A 12,047-nucleotide genomic window follows, 5' to 3' on the forward strand; every position below is an offset into this window, starting at 1 on the left:
CCGGCGAGTCCCCCGGCACCTCGCGCTAAGGCAGCGTCAGCAAGCTCGACAGCAGCGGGCCATCGAGCTGATGGCCACCGGAGAACGACGCCATCGTCGCGTGCGGCTGCACCCGCTGCAGCATGTCGACGACGTCCCGTTGCTGTTGGGCGTTCAGGAACTCGTCGGCGTCACCACAGGCAAACGTGACCACGGCGTTCGCCAGCGCCGCCGCGAGAAGCGCATCGGGCACATCGTGCGCCGGGCGGCCGGCCCACGCCACGAAGGCCGTGGGGCGCACCGCGCCGCTGGCAATCCAGCGGGTCGCGGTGGCCACCCCCTGCGAGAAGCCCAGCACCCCCACGCGAACCGCCGGCGACGCCTGCGACGTAACGTCGCGGTACACCAGGTCGAGCCACGAGAGGGTGTCCGCAATGTCGTCCTCGCGCGCTTCCCGGGTCATCCAGGTGGCACCCACTCGTTGCAGATGCCCCCCGTCCACGCGTGGCATTTCGGCGTAGAACCGCGATAGTGCCTCGGGCGCCACCACGCACGTGTTCGCCGGGATAGCCCCGGCGAACTTGCGGATGAATCGGGTGGCCAGTTGGCCATACCCGTGCAACACGAACCAGATACACTGCGCCGACTCGACGGGAACGCCGAGCACGGCGTAGCGGGCCGTACGTTGGGTACGACGCGTGACGAGGCGCGGCCCGTCCGGCATGTCATTCATCGGGCCGCCCTCGTCCTGTACATCACATGGCCGGCGAGCGGAGATCCTGCAGCGCCTTCTTGAGCAGGTCCGTCTTCTTGCCGTCGCAACCACGCGCCCCTTCGGCCGCCGTCACCGCCGCGTCGAGCGCACTGTTGCGCGCCGCCCCGCTCGCCTTCTCGGCCGCCGCGATCTGCGAACGCAGCGCACTCACCGCCGGCGCCGCACACCCCTTCCGCTCCAACTGGTCGGTGAACGCCTTGGCAAGCGGGAAGCTGGGCGGCCACGAAATCTTCGGCTGCCCCTGCGCGTTGAGCTCGTTCCACTTCACCGTGTTGGCCGCGTCGATCTCGTTCTGAGTGAGGAACCGGCTGGGCACCAGCTCGGCAACATCGAGACCGCGCGCAATCTCCGAGCTCACGATGTGGCCGTTGTACCAGTACACCGACCACGAGCCGCCCATCTCCATGCGCGTGCCGTCGACAGGGCCGCGGTCGAAGCTGGCAATCTCGAACGGCTTCGCCGGATCGCTCCAGTCGAACACCGAGATGCCGCCCTGATACCAGCTCTGCACCATGATGTCGCGCCCCGGCACCGGGATGAGCGACCCATTGTGCGCCACGCAGTTTTCGTTCGACGTCTGGTACGTGGGAATCTTGTAGTAGCTGCGGAACTTGAGCGACTTGCGGCCGCTGGCGGGATCGGTGACGATGTCGAAGATCGCGTTGGCGCCCCACTCCGGCTTGTCACCCGGGCGGCACTTCGGGCCGCCACCGCCACCCCACTCGTCGCTGAAGAGCATCGCGGTGCCATCGTTGTTGAACGTGGCCGAGTGCCAGTAGGCGAAGTTCGAGTCGGCCACGGCATCGAGACGCACCGGGTTCACCGGGTTGCTGATGTCGAGCAGCAGGCCATGACCTTCGCACGCGCCGCCGGCGAGGCCGAGCGACGGGTAGACGGTGATGTCGTGACACTGCGACGTCTCGCTGACCTTGCCGGTCGTGTTCTCGCCCATGCCCTGCATCGCGAGCATGCGCTTCACCATACCGTCCACCACCGGACGGGCAGCGGCCGTGTCAGCGGCCGAGGCCGTCGTGGCACCACGCGCCTTCATGACGCTGTCGATGACCGGCTTCACCATCTGCGGCGGCAGTTCGAACTCCACACCGATGCTCGGGATGAACGCCACGAAGGCACCGCGACGCTTCGCCGCTTCCATGGCCTCACGATCGGCGTCCGACGGCCCGTGGTTCTTGGGCGCCGTGAGCCCCGAGAAGATGTTCGCCCGATTCACGACGGCCGCCTTGGCGGGATCGGCCAGCGGCACCTTGATGATTTCGATGCGCAGGCGCGAGGAGTTGGGATTGTCGGCCGCGATGTTGCTGCACGCCTCGAGCTCACCCTTGGGGCGGATCGCCGAGGAGCCCGACACGTAGATGTAGATGTTCTCCTTGTCCTTCGGGTCCTCGAGCACCGTGTGGGTGTGCGACCCACGGCACGTCTGCACGTTGGCGACGAGCTTGGGTTCACGGATGTTGCTGATGTCGAAGATGCGCACGCCGCGCACGCGATCCTTGCTCACCGCTTCGCGCACGCCACCCGGCTTGCAGTCCACGCGGCCGTTCATCGCTTCGGCGGACATGAACATGAGGTTCTTGTACACCGAGACGTCGTTCTGCGACGCCGGGCACTCGTAGGCCACGACGAGTTTCGGCTGGGCAGGATTGCTGATGTCCCACACCACGGGGCCGTTGTAATTGCCCTGGATGACGTAGTTGCCCGTGAACGCCAGATCCGAATTGGTCTCACCCAGGAATCCCTTGGGGCTCGGGACCTTGGCAAGCACACGCATGTTGGAAGCGAGTTCACCGGCGTCGAAGAGGCCGGCCTTGAGCGTGTTGCGCGGATCGGTGGCCGGCGAGGGAGCCGTACTGGGCTTGGGGGCACGGCCGCAGGCGGCGAGTGCCAGCGCGGCCAGCGCCATACCGGCACGGCCACGAGACAGGAGCGTCAGGGAGAGGGTCATGGCGTTCAAAATGGGTGGAATGCGCACGAATACTCAACGTACGTCGGGGGGCGATTCGGCGTTTCATGGCGCCGCGCCAGACGCCGCCCTGGTCCCGTCCCTCGCTGGCGCCGGCTGGCCCTGCCGGGTGCCGGTCGGACGGGGATGGGACCTTTCCGGAGCGTTGCGGGCATAGACAGGCGGAGCACCGACAGGGACGCAGGGAAAGGTGCAGGCCTTCACCGGGTTTGCCCGACTGCGGCGGCTTTGGTTTGCTCCCACACTGCAGCAAGCCGCGACGATGCTCGCGCTGCTGCCTGATCGCTCATCCAGAGGTTATTCCCATGAGATACAGTACGATGTTCGTTGTGGCGCTGGTCGGCTTCGGCACGGTCGCCGGCGCGCAGGAAACCACGCAGCCACCCACGCGACTCCCAGCGGCCAAGGTCACCGCCGATGAAGGCAAGGCGGTCACCGTCCAGAACGATCGCCGCGAGGTGGTGCGGTTTGTCGTGGAAACGGGGCGTTCCGAGCGCAGCCTCGGCTCGGTGGGCCCGAACAGCACGGAGAAGTTGCAGTTGCCGACTTGGGCCATCGAGGGCAAGCGCTCCATTGCTGTGCTCGCCATGAGCGAGGCGTCCCGGCAGGTGATCGCGCGCTACGAGGTCCCGGTGATCGCAGGGCAAATGCTGGGGCTGCTGGTACCGCCGGCGGAAGGGTTGCCGGCTGGTGACAGCCTCATGATCAGCCTGCCGGCCGGTACCGGACGCGCGGCGACCGTGACCATCGACAACGCGCGTCGCGAACCGGTCACGGTGTTCGCCGAACAGGGGCTGCGCTTCGTGAAGCTCGGTGACGTGGCGGCCAACCAGCGGGGTACGCTGACGCTCCCCAAGGCCATGTTCTCCGGCACCGGCAGCGTACGCATCTTCGCTCGCCCGGCCGGCGCGGCGGAGCGCAGCACGCAGGCGCTCAAGCTCGGCGAAGGGGACCACGTGGCGGTCATCGTGATGTAGTCCGTTCGGCACGGGGCGCCGCCCAGAGGTGCCCCGTGCCGCATGCGTAGAAACACACGAGCGATACACTCGGTGGCGCGGTGATTCCGCTTGTGCGAAACGAGGGTCGGGTTCAGCGTTGCACCATGGCGAAACCGTGGGCAACCCGAATCCGACCCTCGCGCGCGTCGGTCGCGCTCCTGGCGTTGCTGTCGCTCTCCGCCTGCCGCTGGATCGCCACCGGCTCGCCCACCCCGCTGCATCCGGCGCCATCCAACGCGGTGCAGTACGTGGATGCCTGCGCGCCGGCGTGCACCGATTCGCTCGATATCGTGGCCATGGGGGTGGCCGGGTTTCTGGTCGTGCCGTGGCAGGATACCACGCGACTCGTGCTCGCCCCGCCGATGTTCACCAACCCCACCGTGCCGTGGCTCGTGTTCGGTGACCTGCTGTTCGGCACGCGCCCCGATACGGCGCAGATCTCGAAGCGCCTCGCCGCCATGCCGGCGGCCAACGCCGAGCGTCTCGGCCGCGTGCAGGCCGTGCTGGTGGGCCATGGGCATTACGATCATCTGATCGACCTGCCGCCGCTGGTGCCACGCATGCCGCGGGCGCGCGTGTACGGCAGCGAGACCGTGCGGAACCTGCTGGCACCCGTTGGCACACTTGCCGACTCGATGCGTGTGGCGGTGGACACATTGGCTGCCTTGAACGGGGCACGCACCGGGCAGTCGATTGTCGTGAGTCCGCTCCTTGCACTACGGGCCATTACGTGGGCCCACGCGCCCAACATCGGGTCAATCACCATTGCCCCCGGCCACCAACGCACGCCGCGGCGCACGCTGCCGCGCACCGTGCACGGGTGGCAGATGGGCACCCCCTATGCGTGGGTCGTGGACGTACGGCGAACCCCCGATCCGGCATCGGCCGTGGCCGTGCGTCTGGTCTATCACGACGCGGCCGCCGATGCCGATGTGCAGCGACGGGCCGCCGAGGTGATCGCCACCTTGCCGGCAGCGCACGCGACGGTGGTGATCATCACCGCGGCCAATTTCGATCAGGCCAACGCCTATCCCGACGTGCTGCTGGCGCACCTCGAGCCACAGCACGTCTTGCTGGGGCACTGGGACGATTTCTTCCGCTCCTCCGACAAGGCGGAACGCGTGGTCCGCGGCACCAATGCCGAGGCACTCGTGCGGCGCATCACGCCGTTCATTGGCCACCGCTGGTCGGCAGCGCGCGCCGGCACCGTCACGCGTGTGCGTTGGTAGTGGGCTGGTAGTGGGCCGGAATTGCGCTGGTAGCGTGCCGATGCTCCGCGCGAGCGACGATGCCTCGTCTTCGCACCGCCGGCACGTCAGCGCCGAGTCAACCGCGTACTGCCATCATGTGCGTGCGCAGGGCGGTGAACACCGTGGGCGCGAGGCGCTGCAGGGCGTACGCCGTCATGAAGGCGCGGGCAGCAAGTTCACGGCGAAAGCGCGGTGACACGAACGGATCAGCCTTGAGCCGATCGGTGCGCTCCTTGCCCACGAAGAGGTACGCCAGCGCCGCGGCGTCGGCCTCGGCCACCTGCGCCCGTACCCGCTCGGGGGACTGCGCTGCGAGGAAGAAGGCGTCCATGGCCACACGCTGCCACTCGTGACAGAGCGGATCGCGATGGCGGAGCGCCCGCAGCTCGGCTGACAGCGGCAGCTGCGGCTGCTGTGCGTGCTGCGCCCCGGCGCCGATCGCGCGCAACAGTTCACCGAGCAGGTCGAGCGGGGGCTCGTCACCGCGCACGGGGTGCGGTGGTGGCGAGGTCGCCTCTCCCAGCACGGCCGTGGCCACGTCGGCCACGATTTTCATGACCCGTTGCGTCTGCTCGTCGCCGCCGTCGTCGGCTTCGCTGTGGCTGCTCCACGCCAACCAGTGCCGTCCATCGAGCGTGGCCAGGGAGGTGGCGACGGCATTGAGTGCTTCGACGGCTTCCACCTGTTGCAATGCCAGGGCAGCCGCGCGTGGGCGCACGTCGGCGGTGTTGATCCGCACGGCGGCATAAAGTTGGTCATCGGCATGCCGCACCCAGCAGCGATCGGCATCGGCGATGGTCACGTCCACGTGCAGGACGCCGCCGATCATGGTCTCGAGCAGTGTCCGGGCGGTCAGCGGACCCTCGCGCGCGGTGAGCGCTTCCACGGCGGCGTGCTCGTGCCGCACCCATTGGTGATCAGCCAGCGCCGACGCCGCGCTCCCTGTCCGCGCGGCCACCTGAAAATCGAGGAAACTCGTGCCGTCGTGCAGCGGCGGCCCCAGCACGAGGGTCAGATCGGTGAGCACGGAGAGTGGCGGCATGGCTACATATTGCCGAGACCGGGCGGATGGTGGCAGTGGGCCATGCCGCCCGCCCCCTGACGCGCGGCGGCGCTGCTCGCTATCGCACGTCCCGCCGGCGCGGCATGTTCTCCCCATGACACGACTGCTCCGATCATCCGCGCCCCGCCGCTCCGGCCACCGGCTCCTCGTGCGGGGCATCGCCGTCGCTGGAGTGGCGCTCGCGCGTGGGCTGTCCGCGCAGCCAGCCGCCACGGTCACGGCGTTCACCGGCGCCACGCTCATCGACGGCACCGGCCGCGCTCCGGTGCGCAACGCCACACTGGTCGTGCGCGAGGGGAAGGTGGTGGCCGCCGGTGCCGGTGAACGCATCGCCGTGCCCGCCGGAGCCAGCCGGGTCCCGCTCAACGGCAAGGTCATCATTCCGGGGCTCATCAACGCTCATGGCCATGCGTCCACGGCGGCGAATCTGGCCACGTACGCCGCGTACGGGGTGACCACGGTGTACTCCCTGGGCGACGAAGGCCCCGAGGTGTTTGCGGCGCGCGAAGCGCAGCGGCGGGCGTCTCCGGCGCACGCCCGGGTGTATCTGGCGGGCCCGGTGCTTGCTCCCGCGACCCCCGATGAGGCGCGCGCGCAGGTGAGTGCGGCGGTAGCCCGCGGCGTGGACATCATCAAGATTCGCGTGGATGACAATCTGGGCACCGCGACGAAGATGACCCCCGAGGTGTATCGCGCGGTGATCACGGAAGCGCATGCGCGTGGGCAGCGGGTGGCGGTACACGTGTACTATCTCGAGGATGCGCGCGCCCTGCTGGCCGCGGGTGCCGACTACATCGCGCACAGCGTGCGGGATCACCTCGTGGATGCGGGCTTCGTGAATGCGCTCAAGCGCAGCGGAGTGTGCTACTCCCCCACGCTCATGCGCGAAGTCTCCACGTTCGTGTACGACACCGTACCGGCCTTCTTCGCCGACTCGCAGTTCCGGGCGCACGCCGATCGCGCCTGGATGGCGACCGTCACCGACCCCGCCCGCATGGCCGCGACACGGCGCAGCGCGAGCGCGCAACGCTACAAGGCACAGTTGCCGGTGGCCATACAGAACCTGGCCACACTGGCCGCCGCCGGTGTGCCGATTGCCATGGGCACCGACACGGGGCCGGTCGGACGCTTTCAGGGGTACTTCGAGTTGATGGAGATGGAGATGATGGTGGACGCTGGACTCTCCCCCGCCGCCGTGCTGACGAGCGCCACACGCGATGCGGCGCGCTGCCTGCGCATTGACCAGGAGGTGGGCACCCTCGAGGCGGGCAAGCAGGCCGACTTCGTGGTGCTGCACGCCTCGCCCCTCGAGGATATGCGCAACATCCGGCGCCAGCATTCGGTGTGGATTGGCGGCGCGCGGGTGAACACGTCGCCACGCTGATGGCGCGCTGATGGCGCGCGAGGCCGAGGGCCGCGGCAGGTGATTTTGTCGCCGCGGTCCCTTAACCTGCAGAACGCCCGGCCCGCTCTTCGCTTCGCCTTCTGCCAGTGACCGCCATACCGCCCGCCACCCGCACGCCAGACGACATCCTCCGCGAGGTGTTCGGCTACACCGATTTCCGGCCGGGCCAGCGGGAAGTGATCGACGCGGTGCTCGCGCGGCGCGACTGCATCGCCCTCATGCCCACCGGGGCCGGCAAGTCGCTCACGTACCAGATCCCGGCGCGCCTGCTGGGCGGCACGGTATTGGTGATCTCGCCGCTCATCTCGCTCATGAAGGACCAGGTGGACGCCGTGGCCGGGCTCGGCTACGCCGTTACCGCCATCAACTCCACGCTCGACCCCGACGAGCGTCGGGCGCGCCTGGAGGGATTCCGCGCCGGCCGCTACGAGCTGGTGTACCTCGCGCCGGAAGCGCTCGATGGCTACCTCGGCGACTTCGTGCAGGGGTGCCCCGTATCGCTGCTCGTGGTGGACGAGGCGCATTGCATCAGCCAGTGGGGGCACGACTTCCGTCCCAGCTATCGGCGCCTGCAGGGACTCAAGCAGCAGCTCGACGTGCCCGTGCTGGCGCTCACGGCCACCGCCACCCGCGACGTGGCGCGCGACATCCTGCGGCAGCTGGGGATGAAGAAGCCCGCCGGCTTCAAGGGGTCGTTCTTCCGCCCCAATCTGCGGATTGGCCTGCGCAAGAAGGGCCAGGGCGGCAACACCCGACGCGAAATCCTCACGCTCGTTGGCGAGCATCGTGGGGAGAGCGGCATTGTGTATTGCCAGAGCCGCAAGAGCGTCGAGCAGACGTGCGAGTATCTCGTGTCCGAGGGCGTGAAGGCGCTGCCGTATCACGCGGGACTCGCCCCCGACGAGCGCGCGCGCAATCAGGACGCCTTTCAGCGCGACGACGTGGATGTGATGGTGGCGACCGTGGCGTTCGGCATGGGGATCGACAAGTCCAACGTGCGCTTCGTGATCCATCGCGATATGCCCAAGGACATCGAGTCGTGGTACCAGGAGATTGGCCGCGCCGGGCGCGATGGCCTGCCGAGTGACTGCGTGATGTTCTATTCGTGGGCCGATGTCATGGCGCATGAGCGCTTCACCGATCGGCTGGAGGATGAACAGCTGCGCGAGCGCACCCGGGCCGCCACGAAGGCGCTCTTCAACCTCATCGAGCGGCCCGGTTGTCGGCATCAGGCGCTCGTGCGGCACTTCGACGAGCAGATCGACCCGTGCGGCGAGTCCTGCGACGCGTGCACCGGACAAACGGTCGAAGCACGCCTGACCGAGGCGCTCGAGCTGGAGCGTGTTGCGCGGGCCGGGTGGCGCAGCGGTCCGTCGTCGCTCGCGCGCGGCGTGCGTCGCGCGACACTCGGCGCCGACGAACTGGATGGCGACGATCGCGCGCTCTTCGATGCGCTGCGCACCCTGCGACGCGAGTTGGCCGAGGAGGCGCGTGTGCCGCCCTACATCGTGTTTGGCGACCGGGTGCTGCTGGAGATGGTGGCGCGGCGACCGCTTACGCACGCGGCCCTGCTGCAGGTCCCCGGGGTTGGCCAGGCGAAGCTCGAGCGCTACGGCGATTACTTCCTCGAGGTGATCGTCAGCCACGAGCCGTAGGCGCACGCGCGGCGCCCGGCGCACCAGCCTTGACGCCGCAATCCCGATTGTTTTAGTTGCAATGACTCTTGTTGAAACTCATTCTCATTTAAGATGGACCTCGCTCGTCACTTCACGTTTCGTGTCGGCACCGCCATCGCGGTGACCGGTTTGCTGCTGCTGCCACCGCAGGCGTCGCAGGCCCAGGTGCAAGGCGCCCCGCCCCGTACCGGCCGCGACACGGTCCAGCTCCCGGGGGTCTCGGTGGTGGGTGCGCCCGACCGCCTCTCCCGCATCCCCGGTTCGGTAGACCAGGTGGACGCGCGGCAGCTCAAGGCGAGCCGCGTATTCACCACCAACGAGGCGCTGCGCAAGATTGCCGGCCTGGTGGTGCGCGACGAGGAGGGGTTCGGCCTGCGCCCCAACATCGGCGTGCGCGGCCTCAACCCCACCCGTTCCACCAAGGTCCTGCTCCTCGAAGACGGCATTCCCTTCACGGTCGCTCCTTACGGCGACAATGCGGCGTACTACCACCCGCCGATCGAGCGCATGGAGTCGATCGAGGTGTTGAAGGGAGCGGGGCAGATCCTGTACGGCCCGCAGACCGTGGGTGGGGTGATCAACTATCTCACCCCTGCCATTCCGCGGGCCCCGGGCGCCGGCCTTTCCATTGCCGGTGGCTCGCGCGCCTTCACGAACGTTCACGCGAAGGCGGGGGGCACGTTCGGTGCGGCCGGCGGCACGGGGGTGTTTGCCGACTACATTCGCCGCAGCGGCGACGGAGCACGTGAGAACACGTCGTCCGCAGTGGACGACGCGTCGTTCAAGCTGCTCGTGCCCCTCAGCGCGACGCAGCAGCTCACCGTGCGCGGCAATGCCTATCGCGAACAGTCGACGGTCACCTACTCGGGTCTCACCGAGGCCGAGTACGCCGAGGATGCGCGCCAGAACCCGTTCGTGAACGACGGGTTCGACATCGCGCGGGTGGGTGGCGCCATCTCGCACCGCGTGGGGCGCTCGGAGCGGCGCAACCTCACCACGACAGTGTATGGCTATCGCATCAACCGCGACTGGTGGCGGCAGAGCTCCAACTCCGCGCAGCGTCCCAACGATCGCAACGATCCCACTTGCGCCGGCATGATGAACCTCGCCACCACCTGCGGCAACGAGGGGCGTTTGCGCGAGTACGTGGTGGTGGGGCTCGAACCCCGCGCCACCTGGCAGTGGGTGCGATCGGCGTCGATCATCGAGCTCGACGCTGGGGCGCGGGCGCATCATGAGTCGCAGGAACGGCTGCAGGTGAACGCCTCCACGCCGCGCGGGCGCACGGTGGGACTCAGCGGCAACGTGAATGCCGGTCTCGTGGAAGACAACCGGCGCACCACCGACGCCTTCGCCTCCTACGTGCAGGCTCGTGTGGCCACCGCCCGCTTCACTCTGAGCGGTGGGGTGCGCAGCGAAGCGCTGCGCCTGATGCGCCTCAACCGACGCCCCACGGCCGCCACTCCCAATGGCGTGCAGGGCGCGACCACCATGCAGACGCTCATTCCGGGCGCCGGGGCCACGGTGCAGTTGCGCGAGGGGCTCACCGCCTTTGCGGGTATTCATCGCGGCTTCGCCCCGCCGCGTCCCGAGGACATCATCAGCAACAGCACCGGTGGCGTGGTGGAGCTCGACGCGGAGCTCAGCTGGAACAGCGAAGTGGGGGTGCGCTGGCTGCCGGCACGTCCGCTCCGCGTGGAAGCCACGGTGTTCAATCTCGACTTCAGTAACCAGATCGTGCCGGCAAGCGTGGCCGGTGGCACGGGCGCCACGCTCACCAGCGCCGGCCGCACGCTGCATCGCGGCGCCGAGCTGTCGCTGCGCGCCGAGCCGGCACGTACCGTGGCCGGCATGGGGCTCTTCACGGAACTGGCCGCGGCGTGGACCCCGGTGGCCCGTTTCGAAGGTAGCCGCTTCGCCTACATCGGCGTGGGCGGCAGTGATGTGGCGGGCAAGGTGTATGCGGAACAGAACGCCGGCGGCTCGCGCACACGTGTGTCGGTCACGGGCAACCGCCTTCCCTACGCCCCCGAGTACACGCTCACCACTACGATTGGCGCGCGCCATCGTTCGGGGAGTGAGCTGCGGGTGGAGGCGGTGGCGATCAGCGAGCAGTTCGGCGATGCCGCCAACACCCGCGTGCTGGTAGCCGACGGGCAGCAGGGGCCGCTCGCAGGCAACGTGCTCTGGAACGTCACCGCCAACCTCCCGGTCCCCGGCACGTCGCTGTCGGCGTGGGTGGCGGTGAAGAACCTCACCGATCGCACCGTGGTGGTGGATCGCACGCGCGGGTTGCTTCCCGGATTACCGCGCCTGGTGCAGATGGGGATGGCGTACCGGCTGTGAGTGCTGCGAGCGCGGCTCGCGGCGCGTCCTTAGGTTGACACGCAGGAAGCAGGGGAAGGCGAGCAGGGGGGAGAACGAAGGCCCCGGCTTCCTGATTGCCTCTCCCCTTCCCTTCCGTAACCGCGTGCATGACCGGGCCGTGTCACCGCGGCCCCGTGACTTCCTTTTCGGGACCTTGCCTGTGCCTCGCCACTTCTCCGGCCTCGACACCGTCATCATTCGCGTGCGCGACATCAGCGCGGCGACCTCGTGGTATGTGCAGCAGCTTGGCGCCGAGGCGCTGTACGAAGACGAGGAACAGCGACTCGCCGTGATCGAGGTGGGGGGAAGTCCCGATGGCGAGATGGCGGGCAGCACGCTCACGCTGTGGCAGCTCGACGACGGCGTGGCATGGGCACCGTCGAGCACCTATCCCATTCTCTCCACGCCGGACGCGAAGGCGGCGCACGCAGCGCTCGCCGCGCAGGGCGTGGCGGTGGACGCGCTCGTGGAAACGCCCGGCGTGTGGTTCTTCCGCTTCACCGATCTCGACGGCAACACGCTGGAGGCGTGTGAAGTGAAGGCGTAGGGACCG

The 12,047-nt window shown here is 68.5% G+C and carries 9 protein-coding genes; 6 read left to right on the plus strand and 3 right to left on the minus strand.

From position 1 onward, the window contains the following. Window positions 1–25: 25 nt before the first annotated feature. Both O9271_RS10285 and O9271_RS10290 read right to left on the minus strand, forming a co-directional pair. Window positions 26–712: a hypothetical protein gene (locus O9271_RS10285; RefSeq protein WP_298269101.1), complete on the minus strand. Its 687-nt coding sequence runs from the start codon at window positions 710–712 to the stop codon at window positions 26–28. A 22-nt stretch (window positions 713–734) separates the two neighbouring features. Next, a complete protein-coding gene (locus tag O9271_RS10290; RefSeq protein ID WP_298269103.1) occupies window positions 735–2,717 on the minus strand; it encodes a hypothetical protein in 1,983 nt (660 codons plus the stop codon). A gap of 323 nt (window positions 2,718–3,040) precedes the next feature. On the opposite strand from O9271_RS10290, the gene O9271_RS10295 reads away from it, so the two are divergent. Then, on the plus strand, window positions 3,041–3,712 hold the full coding sequence (locus O9271_RS10295; protein ID WP_298269105.1) for a hypothetical protein: 672 nt from the start codon (window positions 3,041–3,043) through the stop codon (window positions 3,710–3,712). A 125-nt stretch (window positions 3,713–3,837) separates the two neighbouring features. Continuing rightward, the gene (locus O9271_RS10300; protein WP_298269107.1) at window positions 3,838–4,962 is read left to right on the plus strand and encodes an MBL fold metallo-hydrolase; all 1,125 of its coding nucleotides are present in this window, start codon (window positions 3,838–3,840) and stop codon (window positions 4,960–4,962) included. A gap of 97 nt (window positions 4,963–5,059) precedes the next feature. On the opposite strand, the gene O9271_RS10305 is transcribed toward O9271_RS10300, so the two are convergent. Further along, the gene (locus O9271_RS10305; RefSeq protein ID WP_298269108.1) at window positions 5,060–6,025 is read right to left on the minus strand and encodes a hypothetical protein; all 966 of its coding nucleotides are present in this window, start codon (window positions 6,023–6,025) and stop codon (window positions 5,060–5,062) included. 115 nt (window positions 6,026–6,140) lie between these two features. Here O9271_RS10305 and O9271_RS10310 point away from each other — a divergent pair, with 115 nt between their 5' ends. The 4 genes from O9271_RS10310 to O9271_RS10325 all read left to right on the plus strand — a co-directional run bounded on the left by O9271_RS10310 (window position 6,141) and on the right by O9271_RS10325 (window position 12,041). After that, window positions 6,141–7,430 carry an amidohydrolase family protein gene (locus tag O9271_RS10310; RefSeq protein ID WP_298269110.1) on the plus strand — a complete coding sequence of 430 codons (1,290 nt, stop codon included), beginning with the start codon at window positions 6,141–6,143 and terminating at the stop codon, window positions 7,428–7,430. A 107-nt stretch (window positions 7,431–7,537) separates the two neighbouring features. Continuing rightward, window positions 7,538–9,106 (plus strand): ATP-dependent DNA helicase RecQ, encoded by a 1,569-nt coding sequence (locus tag O9271_RS10315; protein ID WP_298269113.1) that lies wholly within the window; start codon window positions 7,538–7,540, stop codon window positions 9,104–9,106. A 93-nt stretch (window positions 9,107–9,199) separates the two neighbouring features. Beyond that, window positions 9,200–11,473 (plus strand): TonB-dependent receptor, encoded by a 2,274-nt coding sequence (locus O9271_RS10320; RefSeq protein ID WP_298269116.1) that lies wholly within the window; start codon window positions 9,200–9,202, stop codon window positions 11,471–11,473. 181 nt (window positions 11,474–11,654) lie between these two features. Further along, window positions 11,655–12,041, plus strand: a complete 387-nt coding sequence (locus tag O9271_RS10325; protein ID WP_343213897.1) for a VOC family protein — start codon at window positions 11,655–11,657, stop codon at window positions 12,039–12,041. The last annotated feature ends 6 nt before the right edge of the window (window positions 12,042–12,047 follow it).

Source organism: Gemmatimonas sp. (assembly GCF_027531815.1).
Classification (GTDB): Bacteria; Gemmatimonadota; Gemmatimonadetes; order Gemmatimonadales; family Gemmatimonadaceae; genus Gemmatimonas.

Bases quoted from the DNA above. Each gene is read 5' to 3' on its own strand.
- O9271_RS10300 (WP_298269107.1), top strand. From the start codon at position 3,838: ATGGCGAAACCGTGGGCAACCCGAATCCGACCCTCGCGCGCGTCGGTC.
- O9271_RS10290 (WP_298269103.1), bottom strand. From the start codon at position 2,717: ATGACCCTCTCCCTGACGCTCCTGTCTCGTGGCCGTGCCGGTATGGCG.
- O9271_RS10310 (WP_298269110.1), top strand. From the start codon at position 6,141: ATGACACGACTGCTCCGATCATCCGCGCCCCGCCGCTCCGGCCACCGG.
- O9271_RS10295 (WP_298269105.1), top strand. From the start codon at position 3,041: ATGAGATACAGTACGATGTTCGTTGTGGCGCTGGTCGGCTTCGGCACG.
- O9271_RS10305 (WP_298269108.1), bottom strand. From the start codon at position 6,025: ATGCCGCCACTCTCCGTGCTCACCGATCTGACCCTCGTGCTGGGGCCG.
- O9271_RS10285 (WP_298269101.1), bottom strand. From the start codon at position 712: ATGAATGACATGCCGGACGGGCCGCGCCTCGTCACGCGTCGTACCCAA.
- O9271_RS10320 (WP_298269116.1), top strand. From the start codon at position 9,200: ATGGACCTCGCTCGTCACTTCACGTTTCGTGTCGGCACCGCCATCGCG.